A 15,024-nucleotide genomic window follows, 5' to 3' on the forward strand; every position below is an offset into this window, starting at 1 on the left:
TTGATCAGCCGTTTTCCTTTGCCCAGTCTGCGAATGTCTTACCTTCTTTGGCAAGCTTCTCCAGCAGCGGAGCCGGCTGCCAGTAGTCGGCGCCCAGCTTGTCGCGGAACTCACAAATACGATCGTAGACCTGCTTCAGGCCCACCTGATCGCCGTAGAACATCGGACCACCCTTGGCCACCGGGAAACCATAGCCATACAGGTAGACAACATCGATATCTCCGGGGCGCTGGGCGATACCCTCTTCGAGAATCAGAGCACCTTCGTTAATCAGCGGGAAGAACAGCCTGTCGACAATTTCTTCTTCGCTGATGTCACGCTGTTCGATACCCAGCTCTTTTGCTTTTTCCTTGATCAGCGCTTCTACTTCAGGGTCTGCCTGACGGGCACGGGTTGCCGCGTCATATTTGTAATACCCGGCACCTGATTTCTGACCCAGACGATCCATTTCTACCAGCGCATCAGCGATGATGCAGGTACGTGGATCTGGCTTGGTGCCCAATGCCTGACGCGCCTTGTAACCGATGTCCAGTCCTGCCAGATCGCCCACTGCCAGCGGACCCATCGCCATACCGAATTTCTCGGCGGCGGCATCCACCTGAGTAGGCGTAGCGCCGTCGAGCAACAGCATGTGCGCCTGACGACCGTAGCCCTGCAGCATACGGTTGCCAATAAAGCCGTAGCAGACACGTGACAGTGCACACACTTTACCAATGGTCTTGCCCAGTTTCATGACTGTTGCCAGCACATCATCCGCTGTCTTGTCACCACGCACCACCTCCAGCAGTTTCATGACATTGGCAGGGCTGAAGAAGTGCATGCCTACCACATCCTGCGGACGGCTGGTCGCCTCGGCGATCATGTTGACGTCCTGGTAGGAGGTATTGGTGGCAAGAATGGCGCCCTGCTTGCAGACCGCATCGAGTTTGCCAAACACTTCTTTTTTGATGTCCGGATTTTCAAATACCGCTTCGATGACCAGGTCGACGTTCTTGATATCGTCATAGCTGGTGGTTCCGTCGATCAGCTTCAGGCGTTTTTCCATGTCGGCTTCTGACATCTTGCCTTTCTGAACTGTGATGCTGTAGTTCTTGCGGATGATGCCGAGACCACGATCCAGTGCTTCCTGGTTCAGCTCAACCAGCGTCACAGGGATGCCGACGTTGGCAAAGCACATGGCGATACCACCACCCATGGTGCCGCTGCCAATGATAGCAACGTGCTTGACGTCACGGATTGGTGTGTCTTTGGGAAGGTCTTTAATCTTGGCAGCTTCACGCTCGGCAAAGAAAGCATGGCGCATGGCCTTTGACTGCGGTGAGCTGACAAGCTCTGAGAACAGTTTGCGCTCGACTTCCAGACCCTCGTCCATGGGCAGATTCACAGCCGCCTCAACGCAAGAGACGATGCGGTCCTGAGCAATTTGACCTCGCGCACGCTTGGCAACCTGCTTGCGGTAGGCGTCAAAGAAGCCAGGTTCAATGCTTGCCGGGTCAATCTTGATATCACGAATACGTTTCAGCAGTGCGCCTGAATCAGCCAGATCGCGTGCATAGGCAACTGCTTCTGATTTCAGGTCTTTTCCAGCCAACACTTCATCAATCAATCCCATGTCGCTTGCTTTTGCTGCAGCAACAGGATTGCCGGATGTAATCATTTCCAGGGCGGCCTTGACCCCAGCTATACGAGGAACGCGTTGTGTGCCACCTGCCCCCGGAAGAATGCCAAGTTTTACCTCAGGCAGCCCGACTTTGGCAGACGGGACGGCACAACGATAATGACAGGCCAGGGCCGTCTCAAAGCCACCACCCAGAGCTGTGCCATGAATGGCTGCGACAACCAGCTTTGAAGAATTTTCCAGTGCGCCCAGCACGGCTGGCAGTGATGGATCACGCGGTGGTTTGCCGAATTCGGTAATGTCCGCACCAGCGATAAAGGTACGACCCTCACACATAAGAACGATGGCATCAGTGTCATCTTTCTGTGCGGCGTTGACAGCATCCAGAATACCTTCGCGGACTGCCTGCGACAGCGCATTGACGGGTGGGCTGTCGACCTTGATGACGCCGATATTATTGACGATTTCGTAGCTGACTACACTAGACATAGCAAATTCCTTGTAAGTGAATGATTGATTAGTCGAGTCGCTCAATGACGGCTGCGACGCCCTGACCGATACCAATACAAAGGCTGATCACTGCGTATCGACCACCGGTGCGTTCGAGTTGACGCAGTGTCGTGATGGCGATCCTGGCACCCGAGGCACCCAGCGGGTGACCCACGGCAATCGCACCACCATTGGGGTTTACGCGTTTATCGCTGAAATCGATCTCGAGCATCTTCAGACAACCCAGCACCTGGGTAGCAAACGCCTCGTTGATTTCAATGATGTCCATGTCTTTCAACGTCAGGCCGGCGCGTTGCAGAGCCTTGCGAATGGCAAAGACCGGCCCCAGGCCCATGACACGCGGCTCGACGCCTGCCACAGCGCCAGCGATGATGCGTGCGCGTGGTTTTACGCCGTATTTCTGTCCTATCGCCTCGTCACCGATGATCAATGCGGCGGCGCCGTCGTTAATGCCTGATGCATTACCTGCAGTAACCACACCACCATCAAACAGTGTTCGCAACCCGCTCAGCACGTCAAGAGTCGATTGAGGGCGTGGATGCTCGTCAGCGTCAACCACCAGTGGCGGCTTTTTGCGCCCCTGAGGCACTTCAACCGGAACAATCTCTTCCTGAAAAAAGCCCGCTGCACGTGCAGTTTCATATTTCGACTGGGACGCAGCAGCAAACGCATCGCTGTCGTCACGGCTGATACCCAGGTCTTTGGCAATGTTGTCTGCCGTCTGCGGCATGGTGTCATCGCCGAAGTTCTTGGAAATCAGCGGATTGGTGAATCGCGCTCCCAGCGTACTGTCAGCGATCTGCTGACCACGATCGAATGCCGTCTGGGCCTTGGAAAGAATCAGTGGTGCCCGGCTCATCGACTCAACACCACCCGCCAGGAACAGAGAGCCCTCGCCGGCTTTGACACCCCGGCTGGCGTCCAGTATTGCAGCCAGCCCTGATCCACACAGGCGATTGACAGTCAGACCGGCCACCGTTGTTGGCAGACCCGCCAGCAGCGCGGCAAAGCGGCCAACATTGCGGCAATCTTCCCCGGCCTGGTTGGTATTGCCCATGATGACGTCTTCATAGGCCTCCGGGTCAAACACATTGCGCCCCACAACGCTGCGAATGACGTGCGACAGCAGATCATCAGGGCGGATCGGTGAGAGCGCGCCGCCATGACGACCAAAAGCCGTGCGGGCACCATCATATATATAGGCTTCTTGTAACTGACTCATAGAATTCTTCTCTTGTTCCCCATAACATACAGAATCGGCAGGGCCGCAATGGTAGCACAAGCTTTTGGAGCCGTGCAGTTCGACTCGGACGCTCGTTCGGGGTATTATGTCGAACTTTCGTTCGATAAAAAACAGCGCTTTTACTATTTGAGGTTACGCATGATCCGAGACCAGGAAATTCTCAACCAACTCGTTGATATGGTTGAACGTTTTGTGCGGGAACGGCTGATTCCCGTTGAGCAGGAAGTAGCAGAAACCCATAAGGTTCCCGACGAGATCATTCAGGAAATGAAAGACCTCGGACTGTTCGGCATGACCATTCCTGAAGAATATGGCGGCCTCGGCCTGACCATGGAAGAAGAGATCTATGTCGCATTAGCACTGGGTCGCACGTCGCCGGCCTTCCGCTCCATCCTGGGTACCAACAATGGTATCGGATCGGCGGCTGTGGTCTTCGACGGCACTGAAGAGCAGAAGCAGAAGTTCCTCCCCAAATATGCCAGTGGCGAGTGGGTGGGCTGTTTCTGTCTGACCGAACCAGATGTCGGCTCCGACGCCGGCTCAGTAAAAACCACCGCGGTTCGAGACGGTGACCACTACATCATTAATGGTACCAAGCGCTATATCACCAACGGTCCGGTCGCCGATACATTCAATGTCATGGCACGCACCAACCCGGATATAAAGGGTGCACGCGGCATCTCTGCCTTTATCGTTGAGAAAGGCACACCTGGCATCACCCTGGGTGCAATCGACAAGAAAATGGGCCAGGCCGGCTCACTCACCTGCGATGTCATCTTTGAAGACTGTCGTGTACCGGCAGAAAACCTGATCGGCAAGGAAGGCGACGGCTTCATCACCGCCATGAAAGTGCTGGACCGCGGTCGCCTGCATATCGCTGGTTTCAGCGTGGGTATCGCTGAACGCCTGATTGATGATGCGTTGCACTATGCCATTGAGCGCAAACAGTTCGGCAAACCCATCGCCGAGCATCAGCTGATCCAGGCCATGCTCGCCGACTCAAAGACAGAAGCCTATGCGGCACGCTGCATGGTGCTGGACGCTGCCCGCAAGCGTGACGAGGGACAGAACATCAGCACGGAATCGGCAGCCTGCAAGCTGTTCGCTACTGAGATGGTGGGACGCGTGGCAGACCGTGCAGTGCAGATCCATGGTGGCGCCGGCTATATCTCGGAATACGCGGTGGAGCGCTTCTATCGGGATGTGCGTCTGTTCCGTCTTTACGAGGGCACCTCGCAGATCCAGCAGATCATCATCGCCCGCAATATGATCCGCGACGCCAGCTAAGCGTTGACTTCTGTTCAGTAGCGGTCCGGGAGGTGGGTGTCACATCCCGCCCGGATCGCATCCTTTCGCCACTCACCCGGCGGGGCGGAACTCGACCTCGCACGCTTCGCGGCTCGGGACTCAGTTCATCGCTTCCGGCCTCGGAACTAGGGTGGCAGTCCTCGGTCAGCGCTTCCGGCGCCGGAACTAGGGTGGCAGTCCTCGTCAGGTTTTCCTCGCTCCTTGCCACCCTATCCCCAGCGCCTCGATTGGGGGTTGTGCGTCCTTGCCACCCTATCCCCGAGACCTCGATTTCACTACAGTGCCAGTTCCCGCGGTTCTATACACACCCACCTCCCTCCCCTTGTGCCAACCTCAAGATTGAAGCCCTGATCCCAACAACGGACGCACCAATTCCAGAACGCGCCGTCATCGCCCAGAACAGGGGTCACAACAGGTTCACTGCGTTTCTCTGACTGCCGGCGGCGTGGCGACACGGTTCAATCGAGGCGTCGGGGACTGGGTGGCAAGGAGCGAGGGTGTACCCGAGGACTGCCACCCAGGTTCCGGCGCCGGACGCTCCGAACCCAGAACACGCCGCAACGCCAAGAACTGGAATCACATGAGGTTCTCTGCGTTTCTGTGACCGCTGGCGGCGCGGCATACGGCCCAATCGAGGTGTCGGGGACTGGGTGGCAAGGAGCGAGGGTGTACCCGAGGACTGCCACCCAGGTTCCGGAGTCGGACGCGTTGTCCCAGAAAACGCCGCCGGAACACCAAAAAAAGTCAGAAAACCACTTGTAATTCCCTAAAAAATCAATAAACTGCTCCCCCTCTGTCGCTTCATGCAGTTTTCCGCAGAACAGCATCAGAAAATCACCGAAATCAACCACGCATGGTGTGGAGGCTTATAGTCCAGACGGCAACTGCTTAATCACAGCAATACAGACGGTCTATGAGTTCACCGCCATCTTTTTTTGGGGAAAGGATAATGAGTGCAATCTCCTCCTTTAAAAAAGAGTCTCTCAAACCAGCCGCCACCAGTGCGAATGAGAGTGAATGGCCCACATTTGCCGGAGAACCGGACGCGGACGCCAAGGATCACTTCATTCAGCGCAATGGCCTCGAATTCGCTGGCACACACCTGCTGATTGACTTCTGGGGTGCAGAGAACCTGACCGACCTGGAGCTGATGGAAGCCAAGTTCCGCGAATGCGTCGAAGTCTGTGGTGCCACCCTGCTGCACATCCATCTGCATCATTTCACCCCCAACGGCGGTATCTCCGGCGTTGCGGTACTGGCCGAGTCGCATATCAGCGTACACACCTGGCCTGAGCGCGGATACGCCGCCTTTGATATCTTCATGTGCGGCGATGCTGCGCCCGAGAAGGCCGTACCCGTACTTAAAGGTGCCTTCCGTCCGACGCGTGTAACCGTCGGCGAGCAGCTGCGCGGCCTGACGCAGCCTGCCAGCGAAGAATAAGCCGAGTCTCAGATGTCTGATCAACGTTGGACCGAAACGCTTTATGCGAGTTACGGACAGTCGTTTCGTGTCGACGAAATCCTGTTCGAACACAAGACCGAGCACCAGCACCTGGTGATATTCGAGAATGCGCAGTTCGGACGTGTCATGGCACTGGATGGTGTTGTTCAGACAACTGAGCGTGATGAGTTTATCTATCACGAGATGCTGACACATGTACCCCTTGTTGCTCACGGCAATGTGAAGCGGGTGCTGATCATCGGCGGCGGTGATGGCGGAATTCTGCGGGAAGTGTGCCGTCACAAAAGCGTTGAGCATATCACCCAGGTCGAGATAGACCAGGCTGTAATTGACATGGCACGTCAGTACCTTCCGTCCCATAGCGACGGGGCTTACGATGATCCGCGCGCAAATATCGTGATTGGTGATGGTTTTGACTTTGTGCAGACCACTGACCAAAGCTTCGATGTGATCATTTCTGACTCCACTGACCCAATGGGTCCTGGTGAAGTTCTTTTCACCAAAGACTTCTATGGTGGATGTCAGCGCTGCCTCAACCCGGGCGGCATTCTGGTCACCCAGAATGGAGTGGCTTTCATGCAGACTGACGAAGTAGCCAACACAGCTGCCCGATTCAGCAAGCTGTTTGAGGACTGGCACTTCTACTGCGCCGCCGTGCCAACCTATGTTGGCGGAGTCATGGCTTTTGCCTGGGCCAGTGACTCACCAGCCGCACGACAGACCAGTCTGACCGAGTTGCGCGAGCGCTGGCAGGCGACTGGCATCCAGAGCCGCTACTACACGCCTGAGCTGCATGCCGGCGCCTTTGCGCTGCCCGCTTACCTGCAACGGGCTATCAAACAGTAGCACGCGCCCTGATCCCGGTCTCAGGGCCAGAACATTCCACCTTGACAATCACTTTGCTGATTACCCAATATGTCTGCTGTTGACGCAACCGCAAGGCAAGGGCACAGGCAGTGGAAAAACTAAAAAAAATACTGGTCATTGTTGACCCTGACAATGACAAAGACCACGTAATTGACCGTGCCATTCTGCTGGGTTTCTACTACCGCGCCAGCGTCGTGCTGGTCATGAACAAAGCGAACGTCCTGGCACAGGAAGAAAGTACGCAGAGCGGTCTGACAGCACGATTTTTCTCCTCTCAGAAGCAAAAATTTCAGGAGCATTACCAGGACCGACTGGATGCGCTGCAGCAGCGCGTCGAAGCCCAGGGTATCGAAGCCCGCAGCGTTTTTACATCAGACAAGAACGCTTCTGAAGCATTGCTAAAGCTGATCGACAGCGAACAACCGGACTTGGTTTTAAAAAGTGTTCAGAAACCGGGTCGGCTGGCACGCATACTGATCACCAACACTGACTGGCGCCTGGTCAAAAACTGTCCAACCCCCCTGCTTCTGGTTAAAGCGCAGCCCTGGGTTGAGGACGGCTGCGTGATGGCATCCGTAGACCCCATGCATGCCAAAGCGCAGCAGAATGCGCTGGATCACCTGTTGCTGGAGACCACAGCGAGCCTGGCCCGCGCCATGCAACTCAATACCCGCGTATTTCACTGTTACTTCCCTGATCTCAGCGCCATGTTCCCCAAAGTGACCGATGCCGAGGTGTATATTCGCAAAGTCCGTCAACAACACCGGGACAGGCTGCTGGAATTGATTCACGAGCATCATATTGATGAGCAGAATCTGGTCATGACCCGCGGTGATGTTGCAAAAACGCTGACACACGCGATCAAGCGCGAAAAAGCCAACATCCTGGTACTCGGTGCACTGTCGCGCAATGTGGTGGAACAGGCGATTGTTGGCAGCACCGCTGAAAAAATTCTTTACGACACCCCCTGCGACGTCCTCGTCATGAAGCACAAGTCGCAACCGGCATAACCATGTCAGAGACCCACTTCCGTGTATTGACGCTGAATATTCACAAAGGATTCAGCATGGGGCCCAAACGCCTGGTGCTGTCTCATATCCGCGACCATCTGCGCGCCAGCAAAGCCAACCTGGTGTTTCTGCAAGAGGTCGTCGGCGACCATTCTCTGCATCGTAAACGTTTGCGACACTGGCCCGACGAGTCCCAGATGGAGTTCCTGGCAGATACGGTCTGGTCTCATCACGCCTACGGCAAGAACGCAATCTACCAGCACGGACACCACGGCAATGCCATTCTGAGCGAACTGCCTTTTGTCAGCTGGGATAACATCGACGCTTCGTTTGTGAACTTCTCACAACGCGGCTTCCTGCACGGCACCATCTCCGACGACGTACACCTGCTGTGTATTCACCTTGGTCTGTTTGAACGGGAACGTCAGCTACAGACACGCCACCTGATTGACTATATCCAACGCAAGGTTCCTGACACGGCACCGCTTATCATCGCAGGTGATCTTAACGACTGGCGCCGCACCACACACCGCACGCTGAAAGAGAAGCTGGGTGTAGTGGAAGCGCATGAAAGTGTGTTTGGCAAATGCGCGGAGACCTTTCCAGCGTTTTTCCCGATGCTGCCAATGGATCGCATTTATCTGCGCGGATTCGATATCCACGACTGTGTTAAGCTTTCAGGCACCAATTGGCGTGAATTTTCCGATCACTGCGCTTTGATAACGGACATCGAACTGACCAGAGGCTGAGCTCTCATGACGACACAGGACGTGCTGGTATGGTTGCTACCTCCGCTGTTGCTCGTCATGGGTTTGCTTACCGCCGGCCATGCACTGCTAAACAAGCGCGACTCAAAAGCCGCTTTTGGATGGATTGCTCTGTGTATCATCCTGCCTGCGGCTGGTCCGATAATGTATCTGCTGTTTGGCATCAATCGCGTCCGAACCAGGGCGCAGCGCGACTATATCACCAAGATCAATCGTGACTCCCTGCAGACTATCGCCGAGCCAGACGGCACCTCATTTCGGCCGCTGTCATTGATTGGTGAGACACTGGCCAGAAAAGGCCTGAGCTCCTGTTCCGACATTCAAATATATGAGAACGGCGACAAGCTGTATCCGGCTATGCTGGATGCCATCAACAATGCCACTGATCGAGTACTGCTGGCGTCCTATATATTCGACAACAACAAGACTGGCCGGGACTTTGCGCGGGCACTGGCCAGCGCCCAGCGACGTGGCGTGCAGGTAAAAGTGCTGCTCGATGGTATGGGGGAGATGATGAGCCTGCCTCGCATTGGTGGTCATCTTTCGGAGCTGGGCATCCAGTACACGCGCTTCAACCCCCTGAAGCTGTTCCCACCATCACTCAACCTGAATATGCGCAATCACCGCAAGTTGATGATCGTCGATGGCCTGCTGGCGTTTACCGGCGGAACCAACATTGGTGACCGCCATTTATCCAATTCCGCCAGCAACCCGCACCGCGTGCAGGACATTCACTTTGGTCTGCGCGGCAAGATTGTCGACGAGCTGGAATGGGCATTCTGGCAGGACTGGTATTACTGTACCGGTGACCCGGATGCTGAAAAATTCAGGGGCTGTAATGTCAATGACGAATCAGCCGAGACCTGGACGCGGCTAATTCTTGATGGTCCCAACCGGGATCTTGACAAGCTTAGTCAGCTGATCAACGGTGTGATTGCCGCATCCAAAGAGCGGGTGTACCTGATGACACCTTATTTTCTGCCAACCTTTGATCTTATTGGCACGCTTATTTCGGCACGCCTTAGAGGGGTCAAGATTACTATTTTGCTGCCGGGCACCAACAATATCAAAATAGCTGACTGGGCCTCTCGGAACTCAGTGCGGCAGCTGCTGGAATCAGGACTGGATATACGCTATCAACCGCCGCCGTTTGTGCACAGCAAACTGCTGCTGGTCGATGATGAGTATGCGCTGATCGGTTCACCCAACATCGATCCACGCAGCCTGCGCCTAAACTATGAACTTGGTGTCGAAGTATTTTCACGTCCCTTCAACGAGTCACTGCGGCAATACTTCGAACTGCGCGCAGAGGTGTCTGAACCGATCACACTCAACTGGTTACGTGAGCGCTCATTACTGATCCGGCTCAGAGACTCTCTGGCATGGCTTTTTTCACCTTACCTTTGAAACCCTGGGGCTTCAGAATCAATACATCCTGAGCTACTCTGTCAAGCAACCTCTCAGCGGTGCTGCCAACCAGAAAATGATCCAGGGCCGACCGGGAAACGGCGCCCATGATCAGAATATTGGCCGCTATTCGATCCAGCAATGCAGGCAGCGATTTTTTTACCTCATCCTGCTCAATGTGCAAGTGTGAATCATTCAGCGAAAAATCGGCGAGCAATTCGCGTGTTTTCTCTCGAACTTCCGCGACATCGACCGCAACCGGGTACATGCCCGACACTGGCGGCTGATAGCAGGAGTGGAACACATGCATACTCCCCCCGGTCAATTTCTGCAATTCACTGCCGGCAGCTGTTAGTTGAACATCAAAATCAGCAGGCTTGTCGTTTACATGATTGGGGTCCACAGCAACTACTGCCACCGGCTTCTCAGGCCATGGCAGATCTTTGACCAGCAACAGCGGGCAGGGACAGTAGCGCAATAACTGCCAGTCCTGGTGAGATAGCAGCAGTCGTGAAATCTTTTCGTGATGGCGACTGCTCTGTACCAACAGGTCAGGATTGCTGTCCAGCACTTTGTTAATGATATAGCGATAGGGTGGATTACCCCACATGGCATCCACCGTGACAGTAATGCCCTGAGGCCGAATAACAGAGGCCATTTCCTCCAGCAACTTGCGATTAGCTGCAACGTGTTCCTCCCGCAACTGCCTGGCCTGGAGTGGTTCAAAATAGTAACCGTCCTCCAGATAGGGGTTATGGTCGCAAATCAGCAATTCGAGAGCTGCGCCAGACTCTCTTGCCAATCGCAAGGCTTTGCCCAGCGCCAGTTGCGTGTCATGTTCCGGCTCAATAACAACTAAAATCTTTTGCAGATCCCGCATTGAATTGTCCTCGAGTTAAGTACCCAGCTGGTTGACAATCACGGCAGTTACCGGTGGATTAAACGCAGATACCGGTCGCAAGCTTGCCTCTGGTTATCAGAAAAGAGTAAGGCAATAGCGCAACTGAATCAATCCGCAGGCATGGCTTGCCATCGCTTCTCATTTTTTGTCGCCTCGGTTACACTCGAATAAAGCGTGCATGTGTTCTCAACACAGGAGCGAACGGCCATGGCTTACAAGACAATTATTACCGCTGTCGATTTATCCAACGAATCCAGCAGGATCATCGAACGTGCTGTTGAACTGGCAGATGGCGATGTTTCGCGGCTTTACCTGGCCCACGTGGTCGAGCCCGTCGCGGCGGCTTATCCGATTGATGCCTATGCGATCAACATGACCAAGCTTCAGGAAGAGGCGATGGCCATCGCAGCGCAGCGCCTGAAGGATATCGGCGGAAAATACGGTGTGCCCGAAGACCGGCAACTGGTCATGGCCGGCGCTGCAGCGACTGAGATTCGCAGCAAAGCTGAAGAACTGGAAGCTGATCTGATAGTGATCGGCAGTCACGGCACCTCCGGTTGGAAGCTGTTGCTGGGCTCGACAGCAAACAAGGTATTACACGGCGCTCCCTGTGACATCATGACCGTGCGCGTCGGCAACTGATCAAGTTCTCCGGAGCATTCATGTCTCAATCTTCTAGCAACGCTGGCGCTCTGGCAGGCGACTTTCGGATCGCCCCGCAAAAAATAGTCAATAAAGCACGCCCATGCCCGCACAATCCGGCTGCAAGCTGCAGCAATTGTCGGCTGAGCGATCTGTGTCTGCCTATTTCGCTGAACGAGTCAGAAATTGTTCAGCTTGACGGGATTATCGAACGCAACCGCCCGCTCAAAAAGGGTGAGCATCTCTATCGCCAGAACGATGAGTTCCGCTCCATCTATGCGGTGCGCAGCGGCAGCTTCAAATCCTACTTCCTCGGTAGTGATGGCAAAAGCAGAGTCACTGGTTTTTTTATGCCTGGAGAAATCCTGGGCATGGACGGCATTGGATCGCGCAGGCATGGCATGTCGGCAATGGCGCTCGAGCATGCCTCCATTTGCGAGATTCCATTCTCACAGCTGGAGAAACTGGGTCATCAACTGCCCAGCCTGCAGAGTCGGTTCATTTCCATCATGGGCAATGAAATCGTAAAGGATCAACAGATACACACCCTGCTCAGCAGCTACACAGCAGAGCAGCGCTTAAGCTCATTTCTGCTCAGCCTGTCTGCCCGACATGCGCGCTGCCAGCTGTCTCCCGATCGCTTTCTGCTGCATATGACGCGTGGCGATATTGGTGAATACCTTGGGCTGACACTGGAGACAGTAAGCCGGGTGTTCTCGGCCCTGCAGAAAAAAGAAATCATTCGGGTCAATAATCGCGAGATTACCATTACCCAGATGCCTGCACTGCGAGCCATCGTTGGCGATTCCGTAGGAGCTTGCCAATGACGATAGACTGGGCTGCGTTTACGCCATGGGCGGCATTGGCAGGCGGCGCGCTGATCGGGCTGGCAGCCGCGATGTTTATTTTACTGAACGGCCGCATCGCAGGGATCTCCGGCATCGTAGGCGGGCTGCTCAATCCTCAGACTGGTGATGTCACATGGCGCATCATGTTTGTCCTCGGCATGCTTCTGGCGCCTGCCGTCTGGCTGTTGGCTGCCGACATGCCAGGCATTCAGATTGATGCGGACTACCCTCTTTTGATCATCGCAGGATTGCTGGTTGGCATAAGCACCCGTTACGGTGCAGGCTGCACCAGTGGGCATGGCGTGTGCGGAATATCGAGGCTTTCTCCCCGCTCGGTCATAGCCACACTGGCCTTCATGGCAACCGGCTTTTTGACTGTCTTCATTATGAGGCACGTCCTGTCATGAACAAAACATTTATCTCAGCCTTCGTCACCGGCCTGATTTTTGGTATCGGTCTGCTGGTGTCCGGAATGGCCAATCCAGACAAGGTGCTTTCGTTCCTGGACCTCGCCGGTGCCTGGGATCCATCGCTGGCGCTGGTGATGGCCGGTGCGATTGCCGTTGGACTGATAGCATTCACGCTGGTCAGAGGTCGCAGCCAATCACTGCTGGGAGAGCCACTGCGGCTGCCCACCAAGAAAGCCATTGACCGGCGCCTGGTGCTGGGCAGCCTGGGTTTTGGTGTTGGTTGGGGGCTGGCCGGTTTCTGCCCCGGCCCAGCACTGGTTGCACTTGGCGCGGGCGAACTCAAAGCAGCGGTGTTTGTCGGCGCGATGCTGGCAGGTATGGGTCTATTTGAACTGCTCGAGCATCGCAAACCCACAACGGGTCAGCCTGCCAAGAGCCATTAACACTGATTTAGTTCAGCAGATTGGCCGGTGAGTATTGATCGGTCAGTATGCGTGTTGATTCATCCCAGTCTGCCTCTGTGGTCAACAGCGGCGGATACTCCAGAACATTCATGTCATACGGTGCCAGCGCATCGTATAGTTCGCGTGAGCGACGGCGCAAATCGCCGAGCTCAGGCAACTCACCGTTCGTCGCAAGTATGATCCGATTGCCACTACCGGCGCGCTTGAAGTTATAGAACTTACCAAACACAGCCTGATAGGTCACCGACTCATAGTCGTAGAGATCGCTGGAGGCAAAGGTGTTGGCAACAACCACACCATCATCAGTCAGCAGCGCCTTGACCTCCTCCAGAAACTCACGGGTCAGCAGGTGCTCGGGAATGTATTCGCCCGAGAATGCATCAAGTACGATGTAATCATACTTGTCACCGCGCAGCCCGGCACGCTTGATATACACTCGCGCATCAACCACGTGCACTTCATGCTTTTCGTCTTCCTGATAACCGAAAAACTCCCTGGCCACATTGACCACAGCCTGGTCGACTTCCAGCACATCGATTTCTGCCTCAGGATAGAGTTCGCGCATCACCATCGGAATAGTGCCACCGCCGAGACCAGCCACCAGAATACGCTCGGGCTCAGGATTGAGCAGCAGGCCGGCAAAACTCATTTTGGTATAGTTAAATACCAGACGCTTGGGGTTTCGCAGGTCTATGCAGGTCTGGTTCATATCGCCGCGATGGATATTGAACAGCATGCAGCGCTGACCGTTGAATTCAGTGACCAGCACATTGCGGTACTGAGAGCGCTCTTCGTGGATGACCTGGCGTTGAGCGCTTGCAGGCGCCGCACTTATCAGCACAAGCACACAAAGCAATGGCGACCAGATACGAAGATTCATGATTTCTGCTCCTTGATCGCGTGGCGACTGGAGAAGGCAATCAGGGCGGCGCACAGCAGCAAGGCGACAATACAGCCCCACATGACCTGATTGATCTCAAACCACATGACAAAATAAAAGGATGTGGCCAGCGTACCCAGAGCACTGCCCAATGTCGAGACGAAGTACAGCATTCCCGCCACACCGCCACTGTGCTCCTGCGTCAGCACGAGCAGTCGCACAGAGTACGGTGAGACCATGCCCATCACACAAATCGGTGCAAAATACAGCAGCACGGCAGACCACAGTGAGCCATAGCGCGGATCTTCAATCGACAGGAAGATGGTCCGCATCACCGGGTCAGCCAGATAGATGATGGGCAGGCACAGCAAGGCCGCAAAAATGAAGAAACTGATAAACGTCCGGTGGCCGGGATTGCGCAGCGACAACTTGCCGCCCCACAGATAACCCAGCGACAGAGACAGCATGAATACAGCGATAATGCTGCCCCAGACATGGACGCTGCTGCCGAAATAAGGTGCCAGCACCCGCCCGCCAAGCAGCTCTATGGACATGATGACAAAGCCGTTGATGAACGCGACAGCCAGTATTGCCAAACGACTGGCGACTGAGTGGGACACGGATACAAGCGCCTGTTGTTGTTGCACAAATCTCTCCACTGGGGCTATGGGCCAGTCGGGCCGTCCG

The 15,024-nt window shown here is 55.1% G+C and carries 15 protein-coding genes; 10 read left to right on the top strand and 5 right to left on the bottom strand.

All coding sequences use genetic code 11. The annotated features are described in order from the left end of the window. Positions 1 to 4: 4 nt before the first annotated feature. A complete protein-coding gene (locus tag QGM61_RS00925) occupies positions 5 to 2,107 on the bottom strand; it encodes a 3-hydroxyacyl-CoA dehydrogenase NAD-binding domain-containing protein (RefSeq protein ID WP_281131537.1) in 2,103 nt (700 codons plus the stop codon). A gap of 28 nt (positions 2,108 to 2,135) precedes the next feature. Then, positions 2,136 to 3,350, bottom strand: coding sequence for a 3-oxoadipyl-CoA thiolase (locus QGM61_RS00930; RefSeq protein WP_281131538.1), 1,215 nt, complete (start codon positions 3,348 to 3,350; stop codon positions 2,136 to 2,138). A gap of 159 nt (positions 3,351 to 3,509) precedes the next feature. On the opposite strand from QGM61_RS00930, the gene QGM61_RS00935 reads away from it, so the two are divergent. The 6 genes from QGM61_RS00935 (at position 3,510) to QGM61_RS00960 (ending at position 10,192) form a co-directional block, all read left to right on the top strand. After that, positions 3,510 to 4,658, top strand: coding sequence for an acyl-CoA dehydrogenase family protein (locus QGM61_RS00935; protein ID WP_237133263.1), 1,149 nt, complete (start codon positions 3,510 to 3,512; stop codon positions 4,656 to 4,658). 970 nt (positions 4,659 to 5,628) lie between these two features. Beyond that, positions 5,629 to 6,120, top strand: coding sequence for an adenosylmethionine decarboxylase (speD, locus tag QGM61_RS00940; RefSeq protein ID WP_237133262.1), 492 nt, complete (start codon positions 5,629 to 5,631; stop codon positions 6,118 to 6,120). 12 nt (positions 6,121 to 6,132) lie between these two features. Next, positions 6,133 to 6,987 carry a polyamine aminopropyltransferase gene (gene speE / locus QGM61_RS00945; protein ID WP_281131539.1) on the top strand — a complete coding sequence of 285 codons (855 nt, stop codon included), beginning with the start codon at positions 6,133 to 6,135 and terminating at the stop codon, positions 6,985 to 6,987. Positions 6,988 to 7,097: 110 nt separating this feature from the next. Then, positions 7,098 to 8,018: a universal stress protein gene (locus tag QGM61_RS00950; RefSeq protein WP_281131540.1), complete on the top strand. Its 921-nt coding sequence runs from the start codon at positions 7,098 to 7,100 to the stop codon at positions 8,016 to 8,018. 2 nt (positions 8,019 to 8,020) lie between these two features. Next, entirely contained in the window at positions 8,021 to 8,767 is a 747-nt protein-coding gene (locus QGM61_RS00955) for an endonuclease/exonuclease/phosphatase family protein (protein ID WP_281131541.1), read from the top strand. Between the two features lie 6 nt (positions 8,768 to 8,773). Next, positions 8,774 to 10,192, top strand: a complete 1,419-nt coding sequence (locus tag QGM61_RS00960) for a phospholipase D-like domain-containing protein (RefSeq protein WP_237133258.1) — start codon at positions 8,774 to 8,776, stop codon at positions 10,190 to 10,192. On the opposite strand, the gene QGM61_RS00965 is transcribed toward QGM61_RS00960, so the two are convergent. Beyond that, complete coding sequence (locus QGM61_RS00965) at positions 10,152 to 11,072, bottom strand: universal stress protein (RefSeq protein ID WP_237133257.1); 921 nt, start codon at positions 11,070 to 11,072, stop codon at positions 10,152 to 10,154. The genes QGM61_RS00960 and QGM61_RS00965 overlap by 41 nt on opposite strands. A 228-nt stretch (positions 11,073 to 11,300) precedes the next feature. Here QGM61_RS00965 and QGM61_RS00970 point away from each other — a divergent pair, with 228 nt between their 5' ends. The 4 genes from QGM61_RS00970 to QGM61_RS00985 are packed head-to-tail and all read left to right on the top strand — an operon-like array spanning position 11,301 to position 13,436. Next, positions 11,301 to 11,735, top strand: coding sequence for a universal stress protein (locus tag QGM61_RS00970; RefSeq protein WP_237133256.1), 435 nt, complete (start codon positions 11,301 to 11,303; stop codon positions 11,733 to 11,735). Between the two features lie 20 nt (positions 11,736 to 11,755). Next, entirely contained in the window at positions 11,756 to 12,562 is an 807-nt protein-coding gene (gene fnr, locus QGM61_RS00975) for a fumarate/nitrate reduction transcriptional regulator Fnr (RefSeq protein WP_237133255.1), read from the top strand. Then, positions 12,559 to 12,990 (top strand): YeeE/YedE family protein, encoded by a 432-nt coding sequence (locus tag QGM61_RS00980; RefSeq protein ID WP_237133254.1) that lies wholly within the window; start codon positions 12,559 to 12,561, stop codon positions 12,988 to 12,990. Before fnr ends, QGM61_RS00980 begins: the two co-directional genes overlap by 4 nt. Then, positions 12,987 to 13,436 carry a YeeE/YedE family protein gene (locus QGM61_RS00985; RefSeq protein ID WP_237133253.1) on the top strand — a complete coding sequence of 150 codons (450 nt, stop codon included), beginning with the start codon at positions 12,987 to 12,989 and terminating at the stop codon, positions 13,434 to 13,436. Before QGM61_RS00980 ends, QGM61_RS00985 begins: the two co-directional genes overlap by 4 nt. Positions 13,437 to 13,443: 7 nt before the next feature. Here the strand turns inward: QGM61_RS00985 and QGM61_RS00990 are convergent, their stop codons facing one another. Next, positions 13,444 to 14,337 carry a spermidine synthase gene (locus tag QGM61_RS00990; RefSeq protein ID WP_281131542.1) on the bottom strand — a complete coding sequence of 298 codons (894 nt, stop codon included), beginning with the start codon at positions 14,335 to 14,337 and terminating at the stop codon, positions 13,444 to 13,446. Beyond that, positions 14,334 to 14,984: a fused MFS/spermidine synthase gene (locus tag QGM61_RS00995; protein ID WP_317622115.1), complete on the bottom strand. Its 651-nt coding sequence runs from the start codon at positions 14,982 to 14,984 to the stop codon at positions 14,334 to 14,336. Before QGM61_RS00995 ends, QGM61_RS00990 begins: the two co-directional genes overlap by 4 nt. Positions 14,985 to 15,024 lie beyond the last annotated feature (40 nt).

Source organism: Pseudohongiella sp. SYSU M77423 (assembly GCF_029911965.1).
In the GTDB taxonomy this organism is placed as follows: domain Bacteria; phylum Pseudomonadota; class Gammaproteobacteria; order Pseudomonadales; family Pseudohongiellaceae; genus Pseudohongiella.

Excerpts from the sequence above, each read along its gene's own strand:
- QGM61_RS00925 (WP_281131537.1), bottom strand. The coding sequence starts at position 2,107 with ATGTCTAGTGTAGTCAGCTACGAAATCGTCAATAATATCGGCGTCATC.
- QGM61_RS00930 (WP_281131538.1), bottom strand. The coding sequence starts at position 3,350 with ATGAGTCAGTTACAAGAAGCCTATATATATGATGGTGCCCGCACGGCT.
- QGM61_RS00935 (WP_237133263.1), top strand. The coding sequence starts at position 3,510 with ATGATCCGAGACCAGGAAATTCTCAACCAACTCGTTGATATGGTTGAA.
- speD (WP_237133262.1), top strand. The coding sequence starts at position 5,629 with ATGAGTGCAATCTCCTCCTTTAAAAAAGAGTCTCTCAAACCAGCCGCC.
- speE (WP_281131539.1), top strand. The coding sequence starts at position 6,133 with ATGTCTGATCAACGTTGGACCGAAACGCTTTATGCGAGTTACGGACAG.
- QGM61_RS00955 (WP_281131541.1), top strand. The coding sequence starts at position 8,021 with ATGTCAGAGACCCACTTCCGTGTATTGACGCTGAATATTCACAAAGGA.
- QGM61_RS00960 (WP_237133258.1), top strand. The coding sequence starts at position 8,774 with ATGACGACACAGGACGTGCTGGTATGGTTGCTACCTCCGCTGTTGCTC.
- QGM61_RS00965 (WP_237133257.1), bottom strand. The coding sequence starts at position 11,072 with ATGCGGGATCTGCAAAAGATTTTAGTTGTTATTGAGCCGGAACATGAC.
- QGM61_RS00970 (WP_237133256.1), top strand. The coding sequence starts at position 11,301 with ATGGCTTACAAGACAATTATTACCGCTGTCGATTTATCCAACGAATCC.
- fnr (WP_237133255.1), top strand. The coding sequence starts at position 11,756 with ATGTCTCAATCTTCTAGCAACGCTGGCGCTCTGGCAGGCGACTTTCGG.
- QGM61_RS00980 (WP_237133254.1), top strand. The coding sequence starts at position 12,559 with ATGACGATAGACTGGGCTGCGTTTACGCCATGGGCGGCATTGGCAGGC.
- QGM61_RS00985 (WP_237133253.1), top strand. The coding sequence starts at position 12,987 with ATGAACAAAACATTTATCTCAGCCTTCGTCACCGGCCTGATTTTTGGT.
- QGM61_RS00990 (WP_281131542.1), bottom strand. The coding sequence starts at position 14,337 with ATGAATCTTCGTATCTGGTCGCCATTGCTTTGTGTGCTTGTGCTGATA.